The sequence below is a fragment of the Ignavibacteria bacterium genome, from assembly GCA_036262055.1.
Classification (GTDB): domain Bacteria; phylum Bacteroidota; class Ignavibacteria; order Tepidaquicellales; family Tepidaquicellaceae; genus DATAJP01.
Genome location: DATAJP010000002.1, coordinates 696,196 through 716,050, shown reverse-complemented (window position 1 = coordinate 716,050; position 19,855 = coordinate 696,196). Strand labels below are relative to the sequence as shown.

Below are 19,855 nucleotides of genomic sequence, written 5' to 3'. Positions count from 1 at the left end.
TATATGTCTAAATCAAAACAAACAAATAAAGTTAACAAACAGAACAGCAATAAGAATAACAGCAATATGCCGAAATATATTTTTATAGGTGTATTGGTTTTAGTTGCTGCATATTTGATTTATATCTTTTTTATCAAAAAAGAAGAAGTGATGACGCCTCCGCATCAACCTACAATTCAACAGTATCAGCCGCCTCCGATAACTGATACAATATTCACAAAAGAAGGAGAGGTTACCTTTATGAAGAAAGGGGGCAAGAAAATTTTGCATAAATTTAATGTTGAAGTTTCAGATGAAGACAAGGAACGTGCTCAGGGTTTGATGTACCGCGCGCAGATGGGAACAGACGAAGCGATGATTTTTCTATTTCCAAGATCGGAACCTCAATCCTTCTGGATGAAGAATACAAAAATTCCGCTTGATATAATTTATATCAATGAAAAAAATGAAGTTGTAAAGATTTATAAAATGACAAAACCTTTCAGTCTTGATTCATTGCCATCGGAAAAAAATGCTATGTATGTCGTGGAAATAAATGGTGGCCTGAGTGATAAGTTTGGAATTGCGGAAGGTGATATAATCGAGTTTAGAAAGAATTAATAATTAATTGTGCTGGGGTTCTCGCTTCGCGGGAATAATTTTTTGCTTATAGCAAAAAATTATTTTTTCTTTTCTTTTACTAACTGTGCTTTTGCAGCATATGCGGCGGCGATTGCTTCATAAGCCCATGCAATGTCAAATTCGTTCTCGGAGATTTTATTCTTCTCGCATATCTCTAGACATTTCTTAGCGTGATATAAAGCCGGCTCAGGTCTTTTCAAAACGGAATAAACGCGCGATACCTGCCAATGTCCCGTCGCAAGATTTTTCGGTTTTCCGAACTGAGTCCAGAAATGCAATGACGCATGAGCCGCATTTACCATCTCATCATCTTCAGCTTCAGTGCGGTTTTTCTTTTCAAGCAATTTCCACACATCGGTGAACAGGTCACCTGCGAACTTTAATTGCGCTTCTCTTTCTGTATATTTTATTTCGTCTGCCATAATCTTCAAAAATCGCCATTATTAGAACAAATTTTATGCCAAAATTAATTTATTAATATAAATAATTTGAATTAAGTTATTAAAAAATCAATGAATTATAATACTTATCGAGTTAAAGTATTTATAGTATTTTATTATTTACTTATTTTCATTTCCAACAAACATACCCCCAATGAAATTTCTAATTTTTACAATTATTTTTTTTGCAATTCTTTTTTCTTCCAAAGGTTATTGTCAGTATGACCGTCATGGAAATCCGATTTTTAATAGTGTTATATTAAGTGAAGACGAAGTTGATGATTTTGAAATTGACTGCGGATATTATACGATTGATGATAACATTGCAAACGATGAATCATCGGTTTACATGAATGATAACCCTACAAAGGAAGATTACATAAAATTCGCAAGAAGTTTGCCGTCATATTTCTTTATCATTCACGAAAATAGAAACGTCCAGTTCATGATAATGCCAATCATAAAAGTTGAAGATGGAAAAACAAAATATTTTTATAATGTTATTTTTCCAGGCTCCAAAAAAAACGCACTATTTCCATGTACTGTTACAGGTGCTATAAGCGAGAAACGGGCTGAAGAATTGGTCAGACTTAAGGTTGACTCCAAAGCAAAAATATACTTTGAAAATGGAATAAAATTATTTGAATTTCAAAATGCAAAATATAAAGTTCAAAACTATAAAGAATTAAAATCAGAAGTTACCGGGCTTTCTAAAGATTTGATGAGTATAAAATCTTTAAGTCTTGGCGATATCGAAACTTACATAAAAAAAGAATCAATAGGCGGCAGGCTTGATTTTGTAAAAACTCTTGAAGCCGATAAATTATACCTTGTCAATGGTGTAGCAGTCGGACCGGCTCATTACAGCATTTTTCTTTGGGGGTTAGCTGTTGCAAAGCTTGGAATTGAAGATTATGAGGAAGCATTAGAACTTTATGAAGAAATCTACAAAACGGACTTGAGACCCGAATTGGAATCACTGCTTTTAGCCGGATTTAAAAGTGTTGAAAAAGAATAAACCTTTTTATAAATCAGAGTTTTTCTTTAAAAGTAATATTTTTACAACATCCCTTTCGAATTGTATCTAAAAATGCCAAATGGTATTTTTATGAACCTCCGAAATTCTTACTGAAAATGAGGAAATTAAATTATAATTATATGAAAATTAAATATTTTATTGCAATAATACTTTTGGCATTTGTTTCTTTGAACTTTTCAGGATGCGGTTATAATACCCTCGTGAGCCAGGAGGAAGCAGTCAATTCCGCATGGGCGCAGGTTGAAAACCAATACCAAAGAAGAGCTGACCTTATCCCGAATCTTGTAAAAACCGTTCAGGGCGCGGCTGATTTTGAAAAATCTGTTTTAACTGAAGTAACCGATGCTAGAAGCAGAGTCGGACAAACAAATATTACTGCAGGTGATTTAAGTGACCCGGCAAAATTCCAGCAATTCCAGCAGGCACAAGACCAGCTTTCAAGTGCTCTTTCCAGATTATTGGTTGTTGCAGAAAATTATCCTCAGCTGAAAGCAAACGAAAGTTTTCTTCAGCTTCAGTCGCAGCTTGAAGGAACGGAAAACAGAATTTCAGTTGAACGCAGAAGATTTAATGAAGTTGTTCAGGAGTTTAATTCAAATGTAAGAAGCTTTCCTACGCTTATAGTGGCAAAGATATTCGGCTTCAAAGAAAAAGCATACTTTAAAGGAAAAGAAGGAAGTGAAAACGCTCCTGACGTAAATTTCGATTTTAATAAAAAAGAAAAATGAAGTCAATGTGCAATTAGCAAAGAACAATGAACAATGGAAAGTAATTCTGAAAATATAATTAGAAAGAAATCCTTTGACTTTGCTGTTAGAATAATCAAACTATATAAGTATTTAGTTAAAAACAAAAAAGAGTTTGTTCTTTCAAAACAAGTTTTAAGATGTGGTACTTCTATAGGTGCAAATGTTGAAGAAGGAATCGGTGGAATAAGTAAGGCAGATTTTTCAAATAAACTTTCAATAGCTTATAAAGAGTCAAGAGAAACAAATTATTGGCTAAGACTTTTGAAGGAAACTGAGTTTATTGACCCAAAAATGTTTTTATCATTGTTTAACGATAATGAGGAAATAAGTAAAATTTTATTTAGTATTATAAGAACTTCAAGGGGTAAAAAGTAATGTGAATAATTGCACATTGCTAATTGTAAATTGTTAATTGAGTATGCAGGCTGTCATAATGGCGGGAGGGTTCGGTACGAGGTTAAGACCCCTGACCAATAACATTCCAAAGCCGATGGTTCCGGTAGTTAACAAGCCGATGCTTGAGCATATTTTTAATCTGCTTAAGCTTCATGGAATCACCGACTTTGTTATGCTGCTTTATTTTATGCCTGATAAAATTCAGGAATATTTCGGAGATGGAAAAGATTTTGGTGTTACTATAAGATATGTGACTCCTGATGCAGATTACGGAACAGCCGGAGCAGTCAAATACACGGAAGAATTTATTGATGATAAGTTTGTTGTTATAAGCGGCGACGTTCTTACAGATTTTAATCTCACCGAAGTAATGCAGTTTCACAACAAAAGAAATTCTCTTGCGACCATCTCTCTTTACAGCGCAGAAAATCCTTTGCAGTACGGAATTGTGCTCACAAACGATGAAGGAAAAATAGTCCGCTTTCTCGAAAAGCCCTCATCTTCAGAAGTTTTTTCCGATACAATAAACACAGGGATTTATTGCTTCAATAAACAAATTTTTGATTTCATACCTAAAGGAGAGAATTATGATTTCTCAAAAGATTTATTTCCAAAATTGCTTGGCTTGAATGAAGCATTATATGGCTACAAATGCAAAGGTTACTGGCGTGATGTCGGAAACCTGGAAGAATATATGCTTGCAAATATGGAAGCGCTTCGGGGTGATTTATATTATATAAAACAAAAAAATGCTGCAGGAAACTGCATTGATAAATCGGTGAAATTCGGCAACGGAGCGATTATTGAAAATAGTATTATTGGTAAAGACTGCGTCATCGACAGCGGTGCCGTAATCAGAAACTCGGTTTTATGGCGAAACGTGCATGTCGGCTCAAAAGTAAACTTGCTTTTTGACGTTATCGGAAATCACTGCACAATCGGAGCAAACACACGAGTCAACGATTTTGTTTTTATTGGCGATAATTGCGAAATCGGCAAGAATGTTTTTATAAGCTCGAGCATAAAAATCTGGGATAAGAAACAAATCGACAACAACGCAAAGATTACAAAGAGCTTAATTTACGAGGATACTTTTTTTAATGAACTGTTCACCGATTCAAGAATTTCAGGACTTTCAAACTTGCAGATAAACCCCGAGTTTGCTGCAAAGCTCGGCGCGGTTTATGGCGCTTACATCGGTGAAAATAAAAAAATCATTATAGGCAGAGACATCGACGATGTATCGAATATGATTAAACGCGCAATAACAAGCGGACTACTTTCAGCGGGAAGCTCGGTTATTGATTTGCAGTTAATTCCCATTCCGATGTTGAGACAGGAGCTTAAAAGCGGTAACGGTTCAGGAGGTATATTTGTGCGCAAATCGCCTTTCGATAAAGCAACTTCCGACATTATATTTTTTGATAAAGACGGAAAAGATTTATCAAGCAACAAAACAAAATCAATCGAAAGATTATTTTTCAGTGAGGAATATCAGCGCGCATCGTTTTATAATGTGGGCAGCATCCGTTTTCCCGAACGAACCAATGAGAAGTACGAAGATTTTTTCTTAAGCTGTCTTAATGTTAATGTTATCAAGAAAAGAAAGTTTAAACTTGTAATTGATTATTCATACGGAATAACTGCTGAAATACTCCCGAACATTTTAGGTGAGTTCGACATACAAATAGTTTCGTTATCCGGTTACCTCGATAAGGATAAAATCACCCGGCCGATTAATGAGTTTAACAAAGCATTTGAGAATTTTACTCATGTAATAAAAGCGCTTGATTATGATTTAGGTTTCATGATTGATGCAGGCGGTGAAAAAACCTGGCTCGTAACTCCCGACGGTAAAAAGCTCGATGGGCACCGTTTTCTTGTGCTTGTATTAAAATTATTTTTAATGACTCATCCCGGTGTGAAAAAAGTTGCCGTGCCTGTTCAGGCAACTTCTGAAGTTGACCTTGTTGCAAAAGAATTCGGCGTTGAAGTTGTTCGCGTAAAAGATTCGCACTATGCAATGATGATGGCTTGCGAGGATAAAGAAGTTAAATTTGTCGGCGGCGTAATGGGAGGATTTTTATTCCCGGAATTTTTACATGCAACAGACGGAATGTTTTCAATTGCAAAAATTCTTGAAATGCTTGCAATTAGCGGCGTAACAATTGAACAGCTCGACAAAGAAACACCGCGTCTGTATATGGTTAAGGAAAATCTTACCTGCCCAAAAGAAGAAAAAGGGAAAGTGATGAGGCAGTTTATGGAAGATACGATTAGCTTTAAACAACAGCTTATAGATGGTGTAAAACTATTCCTCAATGGAGTTGATACGGGAGTCGATACGGTTTTGTTTATTCCCGACAAAGACAGGAATATCATTCATCTTAATATTGAAACCGAATCAAAAGAAAAATCGGAAAAACTTTTAAAAGAGTATAAAGAAAAAGCATTAAAATATATTCCCGAATAATACGGGGATTCCCGCCTTCGCGGGAATGACTTCGTTAATAAAAATATTAATTTTATAGAAATTTTATACCAAAATGAAAATAAGTGACATCTTAACTGAGCAGACAATTATGGTTAACCTTGATGCAGCGGATAAAACCGAAGCAATAAATAAAATGGTTGACCTTGCAAACAACTCGGGAAGAGTATTGAATCTTGAGAGAGTTCGTGAATGCGTATTCGATCGTGAAAAGCTCGTATCGACGGGAGTCGGCAAGGGGTTTGCAATCCCCCACGGAAAAACAGATGAGATTTCTGACGTCGTTGCGGCGTTCGGCATTACAAAAAAACCGATTGATTTTGATTCCATTGATTCCGAACCTGTAAGATTTATTTTCCTGCTTGTTGGCAAAGACAGCTTGCTTAATGTTCATATAAAACTGCTTAGCCGAATTTCCAGAATTATGAATAAAGATGAGTTTAGAGGAAAACTTTTGCTCGCTAAGAATTCTGCGGATGTCTTAAAGCTTTTTCAGGAAGAAGAACAGCATATTACCGATGTTTAAAGCTTATACCGGATGATGATATTAAGGTTATTGTTTCCATTTTTATTTTTATTCCTATTAGTTCAATCCGTTAAATCAAAACCTTTCAAAGAATTTAAAGACTTGAAAAAAAACCAGATTCAATATACTCTGTCTTTTTCCAAACCCCAGAATAATTATTGCGATGTAGAAATTCTTGTTTCAACTGATTCGGAAGAATCTCTGCTATTTTCAATGCCCGTATGGACCCCCGGTTCTTATTTAATACGTGAGTTCGGCAGACACATAGAGCGTGTAAAAGCATTTAATGAAAACGGCAAGGAGCTTGAAGTATTTAAAATAAATAAAAATACCTGGCAGGTCAACTGCGCAGGCGCAAGTGAAGTCAAACTGACTTATAGCGTTTACTGCAATGAACTGACTGTCCGTACAAGCCAGGTGAATATCGACCATGCATTTATTTCTTCTTCCGGTGTATTTATGTTTGTTCGCGGACGGCTTGACAGCAAATGCATACTTAAAATTAATCCATATAAAACCTGGAAAGAAATTTCAACCGGATTAAGAAAGATTGCTAAAAATAAATATGAAGCTGAAAACTATGATAACTTTATTGACTGTCCGATTGAAATCGGCAATCAGGAGATAATTGAGTTCACCGTTGCCGGCAAAAAACATTATATCTGCATGGCAGGAAAAGGAAATTATAATGCAGATACATTAAAGAAGGATTTCAAAAAAATTGTAGAAGTTGAAAAAGATTTATTTGATGATTTACCCTATGAAGATTTTACATTCATAATTCTTCTTGTAAAAAATGGCGGCGGCGGGCTTGAACATAAAAATTCCTTTGCAGCAATTGGTGACAGAAATCTTTTTGATAATCCCGAAAGATACAAAAGATTTTTAGGGCTAATCTCACATGAGTTTTTCCATTTATGGAATGTAAAACGAATCAGACCTGTTGCTCTTGGTCCGTTTGATTACGACAATGAGAACTACACAAAAATGCATTATGTAACAGAAGGCTGGACAAGTTTCTATGACAATGTCTTTTTAAGAAGAGCTGACATACTTAATGACGAAGAATATATAGAATACATCGAACGTGATGTAAATGATATAATGAGATTTTCGGGACGCTTTAAGCAGTCGCTTGAAGAATCAAGCTTCGATAACTGGATAAAATATTACCGCCAGGATGAAAACAACCGCAACTCCCAAATTTCATATTACACGAAAGGTGCGCTTGTTGCAATGATGCTTGACATAGAAATAATTCGCGCAACTAACGCAAGAAAATCTCTCGATAATGTTTTAAAATTATTGTGGCAGGATTATAAGAACAATCCTGAACGCGGTTATGACGACGCAAGAATAAAAGAGCTGTGCGAACAGGTAAGCGGAAAGAATCTCAAATCGTTCTGGAAAAACTACATTGCCGGAACAAAGGACCTGCCTTTGGAAGAATATCTTGGCTATGCCGGTATTGACATGACAAATAAAAATGCTGAAGATAAAATCAGTCTTGATGTTGAATATACTGTTGTTTTGGATTCTGTAATCCAAATTACAAAAGTTTATGAAGGCGGAACAGGATTTGAAGCAGGATTAAATTTTAAAGACAGAATAATTTCCATTAACGGCGAGACCGTAACAAAGGCAAACTATGATGCAGTCCTTAACGCAAACGAAACAGGTGATGAACTTATTGTAAGAATCGACAGAGACGGACTCGAAAAAGAAATCAAAGTTACTTTGTTAACTGCAATTCCTGTTTACAAACTAAGTTTAACAAAATACCCGACCGAAAATCAGCTTAAGGTTTTTAATAAGTGGATTAAAGGATAAATGTGAATTTATTCCCGCAAAAGCGGGGGGAACCCTTTGGGTCATCCCGGTAGTTTTCAAAATCTAATCATAAAATTTTATGTCTCATAAATACGTCTATTACTTTGGCGGAGGAAAAGCCGACGGCAATGCGGAGATGAAAGACCTTCTTGGCGGAAAAGGCGCAAACCTTGCCGAGATGATTAATATCAACTTGCCTGTCCCCGCAGGATTTACAATCACTACTGAGGTTTGCACATACTATTATAAGAATAAAAAAACTTATCCGAAAGTTTTAGAAACTCAGATTAAAGACGCGCTTGCAAAAGTTGAAAAACAAATGGGAGCAAAATTCGGAGACAGCAAAAATCCTTTGCTTGTCAGCGTGCGTTCGGGCTCCCGTGCTTCAATGCCTGGAATGATGGACACGGTTTTGAATCTCGGCTTGAATGATAAAACAGCCGAAACTCTCATCAAAAAGACCGGCAACGAAAGATTTGTTTATGATTCATACAGAAGATTCGTGCAGATGTATGGCGACGTTGTGATGGACTTGAAACCGAAAGATAAAAACCAGGTTGACCCGTTTGAAGAAATCATTCACAAGAAAAAAGAAGCCCGCGGTATAAAGCTGGATATAGATTTCACTGTAAAAGACTTGAAAGAACTTATCAAAGAATTTAAATCTGCTATCAAAACCGAAACAGGAAAAGATTTTCCGACCGACCCGATGAAACAGCTTTGGGGCGCTGTCGGAGCTGTTTTCAAATCCTGGATGAATGACCGCGCGATTGTTTATAGAAAGCTTAACAGCATTCCCGAAGAATGGGGCACCGCTGTCAACGTGCAATCAATGGTTTTCGGAAATATGGGAGATACCTCAGGCACAGGCGTTGCATTTACGAGAAATCCTTCCAATGGTGAAGATGAATTTTACGGTGAATTCCTTATGAATGCGCAGGGTGAAGACGTTGTAGCAGGTATCAGAACACCTCTTCCAATCTCAAAACTAAAAAAAGAAAATAAAAGAATATATGACCAGCTTGAAGAAATAAGAGAAATTCTTGAACAGCATTACCGTGACATGATGGACATTGAATTTACGATACAGGAAGAAGTTTTATATATGCTTCAATGCCGTGTCGGTAAAAGAACAGGATATGCTGCGGTGAAAATTGCAGTTGATATGGTGAAAGAAAAATTAATCAACGAACGTGAAGCAGTGATTCGTGTTGAAGCTGAACAGTTGAATCAGATGCTCAGACCGATTTTCGATGAGGCACAAAAAAATGATATGATTAAAAAGGGAAAGCTTCTTACAAAAGGTTTAAATGCAGGTCCCGGAGCTGCAAGCGGAAGAGTTTATTTCAATTCTTTTGATGCCGTAAACGCCGCTGCGCGCGGTGAGAAAGTAATTCTCGTAAGAATCGAAACATCTCCTGAAGACATTCGCGGAATGAATGCCGCTCAGGGAATTCTTACTTCTCGCGGCGGCATGACCTCGCATGCAGCGCTTGTTGCAAGACAGATGGGCAAAGTCTGTGTTGCGGGATGCGGTGATTTGGATATCGATTATCTTCTTAAAACAATTACCGTTAAAAATAAATCTCATAAGATTCACGAAAAGGATTATTTATCAATAGACGGTTCTACAGGCGAAGTAATCATCGGCGAGCTTCATCCTAAAGCGTCTGAAATTTTACAGGTGCTTGTCGATAAAACAATGAAACCTAAAGATTCGGTAACATATAATTATTATTCCACTTTCATGAAGTGGGTCGATGCAAACAGGCGTTTGAAAATCAGAACAAACGCTGATCAGCCCGACCAGTCCGAAAATGCAATTGCATTCGGAGCGGAAGGCATAGGGCTTTGCAGAACCGAGCATATGTTCTTCGGCGGTGATAGAATCGATGCTGTCCGTGAAATGATTCTTGCCTACAGCGAAGAAGGTCGCAGAAAAGCGCTTGAGAAAATTCTTCCTTACCAGCGTGATGACTTCGAAAAAATATTTTTGGTAATGAAAGACCGTCCTGTAACAATAAGAACTCTCGACCCTCCTTTGCATGAGTTTCTGCCAAAGACAGAAATTGAAATGCGTAAGCTCGCAAATCAAATAGGTACTAACTTCGATGAAATAAAATACAAGGTCGACTCGTTGCACGAGTTCAATCCGATGCTTGGGCATCGCGGATGCCGTCTTGGTGTTTCATTTCCTGAAATCACCGAAATGCAGGCAAGAGCAATATTCGAAGCAGCCGCTTTGGTTATCAAAAAAGGAATAAAAGTGAAACCCGAAGTTATGATTCCGCTTGTGAGTCATATCAACGAATTTAAGCTTCAGGAAGACATAATCCGCAGAGTTGCCGCTGAAGTTATGAAAGCGAAAAAAGTCAAGATTGATTACATGGTCGGAACGATGATTGAAATTCCGCGCGCTGCATTGACTGCGCGTCAGATTGCCGGAAGAGCGCAATTCTTTTCTTTCGGAACGAATGACTTAACTCAGATGACTTATGGCATTTCACGTGATGACTCAAGCCACTTTCTCCCTAAATACCTTGAAGTAGATGTGCTTGAAAAAGACCCATTTGTTACCGTTGACGTTGATGGTGTAGGAATGCTTATAAGATTCGCAGTTCGTGAAGGGCGTGATGTAAATAAAAATTTAAAAATTGGAATTTGCGGGGAACACGGTGGTGACCCTGAAACAATTTCATTTTGTGAAACCAACGGACTGGATTACGTAAGCTGTTCGCCGTTCAGAGTCCCTATTGCGCGTCTTGCTGCAGCAAGAGCACAACTAAAGGCAAACGGCTTAAATACAAAAGAAACAAAAATCAAAAAAACAAAAGCTAAAAAGAAGTAAATTGAAATTCCCCTCTTGAGAGGGGTGTCTCCGATGAAATCGGAGACGGGGTGTGTTGAATAAAATTTATTATAAAAACAAAAAGCGGTTTCATACCGCTTTTTTTATACATAATATTTTTTTAAAACAATTTACAATCCAAATGAATATCCAATGCCAACCCCAATCTGAAAATAGCTTCTTCCATGAACAGTTTCTGCAGGAAGATTTACAGATTCACTTGTTGTCGAGCTGCCTTGTGTAATCTTAGTTGTCTGATTGAATACAGCACCCGTTTTCTTTAAAATGTTGTGATACCTTACCATAATATTTCCAAACAATGCAGTTCCTAAATTGATGTTTAACCCCGCACCGGCATTTAATCCAAACTGCGAAAGTGAACTGAAGCTGATTTCAGTAACTTTAGGAGGATTTGAAGAATCGGTTATTTTAAATGTCCCGGGCGTAAATGAATATAAACCCGCAGCAGCATCAATATAAATTCTTAGCATTTTATTTCCCGGAATATTTATATAATATCTCGGACCGATATATCCGCTGAATTGATTTGTGCTTGTTCGAGTGACAGTAGAACCGGGAATTACAACGTATCCGTCTTCAAAAGGAATAAAATCACTGGCAAAAGTCCCTGCAATTCCCCAGTTAGAATTTAGATTCACTACCGCTTCAACCTGAAAACCGGGAAAGCTCTTAAAAGCATTTTTCCAGCCCGAGTCCGAAAGCCAGAAAGAATAATTTCCTCTTGCTATAACGTTAACAGAAGGTTTAAACGTTTGTGCGTTTATTGCTTCTGTGAAAAAAATAAAAAATAAAAAAATGTAAAATGTCTTTTTCATTTTTCTGTATGTTTAAAGAATTTCATTCCGAGTTAAAAATTAATTAAATTATAATCTTATATAAATAAAAAAAGCGGCTCGAAGCCGCTTTTTTATACAATACTTTCTTTCAAATAGAATTTACATGCCGAAAGTAAATCCAAGACCTATACCGAACTGTAAATAACTTCTTGCCGGAATATCTTCGGGAGTTGAATTTGTAGTAGTAGTTGTTGTTGTACCTTGCTGTTCAACAGTTATTTTCTCTCTGAAAACTACATCTGTTTTCTTCAATACATTATGATACTTTATCATAAAGTTTGCAAACATTGAAGGTCCTAAACCAACATTCACTCCTGCGCCGGCATTAAATCCGAACTGTGAAACCGAATTAAAAGTTATTGTTGTAACTCTTGGCGGATTTGTAGTTTCGGTCATTTTAAAAGTGCCGGGTTTAAATGAATATAAACCTGCTGCCGCATCTATGTAAATTTTAACCATTTTGTTCGCAGGAAGATTTATATAATATCTTGGTCCTAAATATCCAGCAATTTGCGAGGAGCTTTCCTGTGTAAAGGTTGCACCCGGAATTGTTAAAGTTCGGTCTTTCGCAGAAATAAAATCCGCAGCAAAAGTTCCTGAAATTCCCCACATTGATGTCAGATTGACAACTGCTTCTAACTGGATTCCCGGAAATTCTTTATACTCATTTTTCCATGTTGAGTCGGAAAGCCATAAAGAATAGTTTCCTCTTACTATAACGTTTACAGATGGTTTAAAAATTTGCGCCTGAGCAGCGCTGCCAAAAATCATTACTAACAAAAAAGTAAAAATTAATTTTTTCACCTTGTTCCTCCTTTGTTTTTTGTTTTCCCCGTTCAGATAAAAATAGATAAAATAGATATGTTAAAAAAGTAAATTTAGACTAAAGACTATAATTAAAGTAGTGTTCTTGCTTCACATCACTGCTTATGCTGAGAGCCACAGGACAATTACGTGCAATATTTTCAAGAATTGCGCGTTTGTCTTCAGGAATGTTTTCTGAAAGTTCATAAAAAACTTTTATGACTGCAAGCTTTCGGGGTTGAGTAGTTGTCATGTGTTTTTCAACTCTGACCTGCGAACCGGATAAATTTATATTTTCGGGATCAGGATTTTTTATGTCCATTGTTGTAATAGAGCAGACACCAAGCGAAGTTGCAAGCAAATCTGTCGGAGAAAATGCTTCTCCGCGACCTTTATTATCTACAGGTGCATCTGTTGCAATTTTGTCTCCACTCGGACCGTGGGTTGCAACGCAATGAAACCCGCCTTCATAAAAAATATCTATGTTAACCATATTTTTTGTCATTCCTGCGAAAGCAGGAATCCATAAACGTTTTGTTGACCCTGAATCAAGTCCAGGGTGACAGATGAATTTACTTAACTAAAATCATCTTCTTTGTTTCCGAAAAATCTTTAGTTGAAAGAGTATAATAATAAATCCCACTTGGAAGATTTTCTGCACTCCATTGAACTTTATAATTTCCAACCGGTAACTCTTCATTAACCAATACAGCAACCTCTTTCCCTAAATCATTATAGATTTTTAATTGAGTAAATCCAAAATTAGAAATTGAAAATTCGATATTCGAAATTGGATTAAATGGATTCGGATAATTTTGTTTAAGCTCAAAGCTTTCAACCTTCGTAACAGGGTCAGAAATACTCGTCGGAATTGTTAACTGAACCAATCCTAAAGTATTATTTCCTGCGTTTGGTATCGCAAGCGTGTCTGTCCATCTGTTCACGTAAATATCCGCAGGATTCGATAAACCGGATGTAACTACAAAAGCCGGTAAAGCAAAATTTATGTCATATCTAATTACTGACTGCGCGCTCCATGTTGAAATATAAACATGGTCATTTCTGTCAAGTGAAATGCCGTCAAAGTTTCCATATGAAGTCGATAAAATTGTCTGAACGTTTGCTGAATCATTCAACGGAATACTGTAGACAATCGCAGATGCTCCCCATGTGCAGGCGAGGATTCTATTGCGCGGCTTATCTACAAAAAGTCCATTTGGCTGTCTTGCAGTTGTTCCAACCCATGTCCAGAATTCCGAGGTATTAGTATTAACTTTATAAATTCTTCTTGCTGAGAAATCGGATGCATAAAGCATTCCGTTTGTTGAATCAATTGCAACATCATTTACAAACGTTGCGCCGGTTATCTGCACGTTTAAAATTTCATTCGCATTGCTTAAATCATATCCGCGAACGCGGGTTCCGTTTGCAACATAAACTTTTCCGTTATAATATGTTATGCCGTGAATGCTTCCTCCGACATTTTTAAAAATGGAAGTTGTACCGTCCTGTGTTCTTTTAACTATGTTACTGCTTGATGTATTTGAAACATAATAAGCCTTCCCGACAGGGTCGTATGTAACGCTCTCGGGCGAGCTGTATTGCGCAAATGAACTGCTTACAAAAACGAGGGAAAGTAAAATTAAAAAGAATAACGAGTAGAGTTGTAACATGAATTATTTAATTATTTTATTTCTGATTTTGCTTTTTTAAGATTTCTTATCCAGCCGGAGTATTTCGTCCGCTTAACCGGAGTTCCGCTGAACGTCTCATTGAATTTTTCTTCCGTATAATTTAGCAATTCGTCATAAGACTTATTAGTTATTTCGGCTCGCGGAAAAAATGCTTCTTCAACTGTAAAAACACCTTTCCCGTTATAAGGACAGACATCCTGGCAGATATCGCATCCGTAAATCCATCCATGCATATTTATTTCATCAGGAATCTCTCCGCGATTTTCTATTGTCTGATATGACAAGCATAAATTTGCATCAAGCTTATATTCATCATATAACGCGCCTGTCGGACATGCATTCAGGCACAAGCGGCAGGTTTTGCACATATCCTCAGCCGGTTCATCATAATCCAACTCCTGATTTATTAATATCTCACATAAAAAGAAAAAGCTCCCTGCATCGGGATTTATTACATTAGTGTTTTTTCCCATCCATCCGATTCCTGATTTCACCGCCCACACCTTTTCCATCACCGGACCATCATCAACATAAAATTTTGTTTTGATACTTGAGTCAAACTCTTCGATTTCTTTGCAAACTTCTTTCAATTTTTTCTTTAAAACTTTATGATAATCTTTTGAGCCCCATGCATACCGCGAAATCTTTGGCATGTTTTTATCTTCATTATGCGAAACAGGAGCATCATAAATGTATGCAAGAGAAATTATGGACTTCACATCTTCCATTATTAAAAAAGGATTGATCCGCTTTTCAAAATTATTCCCGAGCCAGTGCATTGTTCCGTGCCTGCCTTCATCAAGCCAGTTCTTGAAATAAATTTTTTCTTTATCGAGAACTTCAGCTTTTGAAACACCCGCTTTAAAAAACCCGTTCTTAAGACAAATTGATTTTATATGTGAAGTGAGGTTTTGCAAGATACTCGGAATGGGATTCCCGCCTGCGCGGGAATGACTTCTCTTAGTTAAAACTTAAAATTAAAAATTTTCTTCTTTGGTTTTTTTATGTAAATAAAATCATTTTCTATTTTATGCTCAAAAGTTCTCAGCTTGCATCCCATCTTGTGCGGTTGTTCGCCTGTTTCTAAATGAAACTGAAAACCATGTACCGGACAAACAACATATTTTTCATTCTGAACTTCATCGATATATCCCTCATGCATCAATGGTGAATGATTATGAGGACATACATTGTCAACAACATACACTTTATCATAAACCTTAAAAATCGCTACCTCGGTTTCATCATCGAGCTGGAAAAACTTACCGTGCTTATTCGCAAGCTCTGATACTTTTACAGATTTCACAAAGTTTTTGTCGATATTGCCAAACATATTATCAAAATAAAAATTTTACAAATAAAAAAGGACAGACAAACCTGCCTGTCCTTTTTAATTATATTTCTTTAAAAAAGAGAATTTTTACTCTTCTTTTTTATCTTCTGCCGGTTTTTCGATTCTTTCTTTTCTTTCGGGTCTGTCTCTTCTATCCGTTCGTGGTCTTTCTTCTCTTTCAACATAACCCTCAGGTTTCGGCAGCAATGCTTTTCTGCTGAGTTTTAGTTTTCCCTGGTCATCTTTTCCGATTAATTTCACTTTTACCGCCTGTCCCATTTTGAGAACTTCTTTAACATCTTTCAATCTTCTGTGTTCTATTTCAGAAATATGAAGAAGCCCTTCTTTGCCGGGTAAGAATTCAACAAATGCGCCAAAGTCACGAATGCCTTTTACGACACCGTCATAGGTTTTTCCTATTTCCGGCTGCTCGGTAATTTTCGAAATCATGTCTTTTGCTTTTTCTGCAGACTCAGAATTCGTCGCGGCAATAGTAACTTTACCTGCGTCATCGATGTCAATCTCAGCACCGCTCTCGGAAATAATAAGACGAATATTTTTTCCGCCCGGTCCGATTACTGCGCCAATCATTTCTGTCGGAACATTCATCGTATATAAGTGCGGAGCATAAGTAGAAATATTTTCTTTAGCTTTTGAAATTGTTTCATTCATTTTTCCGAGTATATGCAGTCTTCCGTCTTTTGCCTGAGCAAGAGCTCTTTCCATAATGTCAAATGAAATTCCCTGAATCTTTATATCCATCTGAATCGCAGTGATGCCATCGGTTGTTCCTGCAACTTTGAAGTCCATATCACCGAGATGATCCTCATCACCCAAGATGTCAGACAGAATTGCTGTTCTTTCACCTTCTTTTATAAGTCCCATTGCAATACCTGCTACGGGTTTCTTAATAGGCACACCTGCATCCATCAGAGCAAGTGAACCTGCGCAGACAGTTGCCATCGATGATGAACCATTTGATTCAAGAATATCGGAAACAATTCTTATTGTATAAGGAAATTCATACTCATCAGGAGACATATTTTTCAATGCACGCTCTGCAAGATTTCCGTGCCCGATTTCTCTGCGTCCCGGTCCCGGTCTTCCGCCAACTTCACCCGTGCTGAACGAAGGAAAGTTATAATGAAGCATGAATCTTTTTGTAACATCAACTTTATATCCATCGATTATCTGTTCATCGCGTTTCGTTCCGAGTGTTGCCGAGGTTAAGCTTTGAGTTTCACCTCTTGTGAACAATGCAGAACCGTGTGTTCTCGGAAGAACACCGATTTCGCTGGTAATGTTTCTTATATCGGTAGTGTTTCTTCCATCGAGACGTTTTCCTTCATTAAGAATCATCTCCCTCATCTCATAATACTCGATATCGTTGATTATGCTTTTTATTTTCTTCTCTGCAGTCGGGTCTTCACCGTATGCAGGGTATCTTGCAATTATTTCAGCCAATGCTTTTTCATGGATTTCTTTAGCTTTGCTTCCTCTGTCTTCTTTTTTAAGAATACTTCTTTGAGCAGCTCTTAACTCGTCAATGATAATGCTTTTTATTTCTTCAATTAACTGCTGGTCAACGTCAGGCAATTTAACTTCTCTTTTTGGAATTGCAACTTCCTTTGCAAAGTCTTCCTGGAACTGGCAAAGCATCGCAATATACTGATGAGCAAATTTAATTGCTTCAAGAAATTCTTCTTCTGAAATTTCTTTTGCTTCGCCTTCAACCATCAAAATGGAATCTTTCGTTCCTGCAACGATTATCTCAAAGTCTCCCTGTTCGCTTTCATCTGTCGAAGGAAAAACAATCATTTTTCCGTCAACTTTTGTAATGCTTACTTCCGAAACCGGAATGTTAAAAGGAATATTTGAAATTAATAATGCTGCAGATGAACCTATACATCCGAGCACTCCTGAATCGAAGTTGCCTTCGGATGAATATAACGTTGCAACTATTTGTGTTTCGGATAAATAACCTTCCTGAAACATCGGACGCAATGGTCTGTCGATAAGACGTGAGTTTAATACCTCTTTATCCGGCGGCTTACCTTCACGTTTGAAGAATCCGCCCGGGATCTTCCCGTATGATGCGGTTTTTTCACGGTAGTCAACTGTCAGCGGAAAGAAATCCTGTCCTTCGACAGCTTCGTTTTTTGCTGTGGCGGTGCAAAGAACAACATTATCACCAAGAGTAACGAGCACGGCACCGTTTGCCTGTTTTGCTAATCTTCCCGTTTCTAATGTTAATGTCTTTCCACCAATCTCAATACTTTTTCTATGTATCATTTAGTTTTTGTTTGTATCAACCTGTCATTTGTCATTTTTAGTCATTTTGAAGCGCAGCGAAAAATCTCACTTGCTCGTTATAAATGAGATTTTTCACTTCGCTTCCCGCAGGATTTTCCTACGGACAAAATGACAATACGGTCGAAGTTTTTATTTTCTTAAATCAAGTTCTTTTACGATAGCTCTGTATCGTGTGATATCTTTGTTTTCAAGATATCTTAAAAGCTTTCTTCTTTTACCAACCATTTTTAACAATCCTGTTCTTGAATGATTATCTTTTTTGTGTGTGTTAAAGTGGTCAGCAGAAAGCTCGTTAATTCTTGTTGTCAAAATGGCAACCTGAACTTCAGGTCTTCCCGAATCTTTTTCAGATTTTCCGTATTTTGAAACAAGTTCTTTTTTTTGTTCTTTGTTTAACATATTTGTTTTTGAATTAATTTAATTTATTTAAAACCTTTGTTTTATCTGAAGCCATTGCCTCTATTAAATCTTCGAGAGAATTAAACTTCTGTTCTTCTCTTAAGTAATCTATGAAATTTACTTTTATTTTTTTCCCGTAAATGTCTTTGTCAAAATCAAAAATATTTACTTCTATTTTCAAGTTGTCATTATCTGATACCGTCGGATTAACACCTATGCTCATCATCCCATTATGCCTTTTTCCATCAATCTCTACCGACACAGCATAAATTCCTTTTTTAGGAATCAGCTTGAACTCATCGATTTTTAAATTCGCTGTCGGATACCCGAGTTCTTTACCGCGTTTATCACCGTGAATAACTTCACCTTCAATCGAGTATTCCCTTCCAAGCAAGTCATTCGCTTTCTCAATCTCGCCTGTCAATAGAAAATTTCTTATCTCCGTGCTGCTTATATGAGCACCGTTAAGGGTAAACTCTTCGACTTTATCGACATTAAAATCAAACTCCTTCGACATTTCTGCGAGCGTATCGAAATTTCCCTCGCGGTTTTTTCCGAACATATGGTCATAACCGAGAACCAAATCGGTCATTCCAACGCCATTTATAAGGTATTTTATATAAAATTCGCGGGCAGGGGTCTGAGAAAATTCCTTTGTGAAATTAATTATATAAACTAAATCAATTCCGTAAGACTCGAAAATTTTTATTTTCTCATCGGTAGTCGAAAGAATCTTTATATCTCTATCTTTATTTCTAAGAACAATTTGCGGATGAGGGTCAAATGTTACTATGACACTCCGCAATCCTTTATTCTGCTTTACAGAATTTAAAATCTTTATAATCTCCTGATGTCCGAGATGAACTCCGTCAAAAGTTCCGACGGTTATAATACTCTTTTTATCAAACTTTAACTCTTCTAAGCTTCTTGCAACAATCATATCTTATATGAACATACTGCACGATTAAAATCTACTTAAGAGATTTTAATGTTTCGTTTATTTTCTCAAAGTCCGGCTGTTTTCCGGCATCATCCAGAATTTCCGCATATCTTATAATTCCGTCTTTATCAACAACGAAAGCTGACCTTCTTGAAACACCGTTCATGTCATATACAAATTTTCCGTCGTCATATCTTGTGCCGTAGTCAACAATTGTTTTCTTATTGAAGTCACTTAAAAGCGGAAAATTAAGATTATTTGCTTTTGACCACGCTTCCTGAGTAAAAACAGAATCAACGCTTATGCCGAGTACATCCGCATTTAACGAACTGTAATTTCCAAGACCTTCATTTATTGAACATGCTTCTTTTGTACATCCGCCTGAAAATGCCTGCGGGAAAAATAATATAACAAGATTTTTGCCTTTGTAATCACTGAGTGAAATATCTTTCACCTCTCCCGTTAAATTCTTTGATTTTAGAGTAAAATTCGGTGCCTTATCTCCAACTTTTAGTGCCATAATAGTTACATTAAAATTTTAGCAAAGCATTAAATATACCTAAATTTTAAGGCAT

Annotated in this window: 19 protein-coding genes; 8 read left to right on the top strand and 11 right to left on the bottom strand. The window is 36.8% G+C overall.

Features of this window, described 5'->3' with window-relative positions; genetic code table 11:
• Positions 1-3 precede the first annotated feature (3 nt).
• Positions 4-600, top strand: a complete 597-nt coding sequence (locus VHP32_05070) for a DUF192 domain-containing protein (protein ID HEX2787258.1) — start codon at positions 4-6, stop codon at positions 598-600.
• Positions 601-659: 59 nt separating this feature from the next.
• Here the strand turns inward: VHP32_05070 and VHP32_05065 are convergent, their stop codons facing one another.
• Positions 660-1,043, bottom strand: a complete 384-nt coding sequence (locus tag VHP32_05065; protein ID HEX2787257.1) for a hypothetical protein — start codon at positions 1,041-1,043, stop codon at positions 660-662.
• 172 nt (positions 1,044-1,215) lie between these two features.
• Between VHP32_05065 and VHP32_05060 the strand changes: the two genes are divergently transcribed.
• The 7 genes from VHP32_05060 (at position 1,216) to ppdK (ending at position 10,940) form a co-directional block, all read left to right on the top strand.
• Complete coding sequence (locus tag VHP32_05060; protein ID HEX2787256.1) at positions 1,216-2,079, top strand: hypothetical protein; 864 nt, start codon at positions 1,216-1,218, stop codon at positions 2,077-2,079.
• Between the two features lie 140 nt (positions 2,080-2,219).
• The gene (locus VHP32_05055) at positions 2,220-2,828 is read left to right on the top strand and encodes a LemA family protein (GenBank protein HEX2787255.1); all 609 of its coding nucleotides are present in this window, start codon (positions 2,220-2,222) and stop codon (positions 2,826-2,828) included.
• Positions 2,829-2,861: 33 nt separating this feature from the next.
• Positions 2,862-3,224, top strand: coding sequence for a four helix bundle protein (locus VHP32_05050; protein HEX2787254.1), 363 nt, complete (start codon positions 2,862-2,864; stop codon positions 3,222-3,224).
• Positions 3,225-3,267: 43 nt separating this feature from the next.
• The gene (locus VHP32_05045) at positions 3,268-5,718 is read left to right on the top strand and encodes a sugar phosphate nucleotidyltransferase (GenBank protein ID HEX2787253.1); all 2,451 of its coding nucleotides are present in this window, start codon (positions 3,268-3,270) and stop codon (positions 5,716-5,718) included.
• 73 nt (positions 5,719-5,791) lie between these two features.
• Positions 5,792-6,262, top strand: coding sequence for a PTS sugar transporter subunit IIA (locus tag VHP32_05040; GenBank protein HEX2787252.1), 471 nt, complete (start codon positions 5,792-5,794; stop codon positions 6,260-6,262).
• Between the two features lie 102 nt (positions 6,263-6,364).
• A complete protein-coding gene (locus tag VHP32_05035) occupies positions 6,365-8,092 on the top strand; it encodes a PDZ domain-containing protein (protein HEX2787251.1) in 1,728 nt (575 codons plus the stop codon).
• 79 nt (positions 8,093-8,171) lie between these two features.
• Entirely contained in the window at positions 8,172-10,940 is a 2,769-nt protein-coding gene (gene ppdK / locus VHP32_05030) for a pyruvate, phosphate dikinase (GenBank protein ID HEX2787250.1), read from the top strand.
• A 131-nt stretch (positions 10,941-11,071) separates the two neighbouring features.
• On the opposite strand, the gene VHP32_05025 is transcribed toward ppdK, so the two are convergent.
• The 10 genes from VHP32_05025 to VHP32_04980 all read right to left on the bottom strand — a co-directional run bounded on the left by VHP32_05025 (position 11,072) and on the right by VHP32_04980 (position 19,800).
• Entirely contained in the window at positions 11,072-11,776 is a 705-nt protein-coding gene (locus VHP32_05025) for an outer membrane beta-barrel protein (GenBank protein ID HEX2787249.1), read from the bottom strand.
• Between the two features lie 120 nt (positions 11,777-11,896).
• Positions 11,897-12,601 (bottom strand): outer membrane beta-barrel protein, encoded by a 705-nt coding sequence (locus VHP32_05020; GenBank protein ID HEX2787248.1) that lies wholly within the window; start codon positions 12,599-12,601, stop codon positions 11,897-11,899.
• 79 nt (positions 12,602-12,680) lie between these two features.
• Positions 12,681-13,106, bottom strand: coding sequence for an OsmC family protein (locus tag VHP32_05015; GenBank protein HEX2787247.1), 426 nt, complete (start codon positions 13,104-13,106; stop codon positions 12,681-12,683).
• A 67-nt stretch (positions 13,107-13,173) separates the two neighbouring features.
• On the bottom strand, positions 13,174-14,274 hold the full coding sequence (locus tag VHP32_05010; GenBank protein ID HEX2787246.1) for a T9SS type A sorting domain-containing protein: 1,101 nt from the start codon (positions 14,272-14,274) through the stop codon (positions 13,174-13,176).
• Positions 14,275-14,285: 11 nt separating this feature from the next.
• Positions 14,286-15,212: a tRNA epoxyqueuosine(34) reductase QueG gene (gene queG, locus VHP32_05005; GenBank protein ID HEX2787245.1), complete on the bottom strand. Its 927-nt coding sequence runs from the start codon at positions 15,210-15,212 to the stop codon at positions 14,286-14,288.
• Between the two features lie 47 nt (positions 15,213-15,259).
• Positions 15,260-15,628: a nitrite reductase (NAD(P)H) small subunit gene (locus VHP32_05000; GenBank protein ID HEX2787244.1), complete on the bottom strand. Its 369-nt coding sequence runs from the start codon at positions 15,626-15,628 to the stop codon at positions 15,260-15,262.
• Positions 15,629-15,715: 87 nt separating this feature from the next.
• Complete coding sequence (gene pnp, locus VHP32_04995) at positions 15,716-17,920, bottom strand: polyribonucleotide nucleotidyltransferase (GenBank protein ID HEX2787243.1); 2,205 nt, start codon at positions 17,918-17,920, stop codon at positions 15,716-15,718.
• A 150-nt stretch (positions 17,921-18,070) separates the two neighbouring features.
• The gene (gene rpsO / locus VHP32_04990; GenBank protein HEX2787242.1) at positions 18,071-18,340 is read right to left on the bottom strand and encodes a 30S ribosomal protein S15; all 270 of its coding nucleotides are present in this window, start codon (positions 18,338-18,340) and stop codon (positions 18,071-18,073) included.
• A gap of 13 nt (positions 18,341-18,353) precedes the next feature.
• Complete coding sequence (locus VHP32_04985) at positions 18,354-19,280, bottom strand: bifunctional riboflavin kinase/FAD synthetase (protein HEX2787241.1); 927 nt, start codon at positions 19,278-19,280, stop codon at positions 18,354-18,356.
• 31 nt (positions 19,281-19,311) lie between these two features.
• Positions 19,312-19,800 carry a redoxin domain-containing protein gene (locus VHP32_04980; protein HEX2787240.1) on the bottom strand — a complete coding sequence of 163 codons (489 nt, stop codon included), beginning with the start codon at positions 19,798-19,800 and terminating at the stop codon, positions 19,312-19,314.
• Positions 19,801-19,855 lie beyond the last annotated feature (55 nt).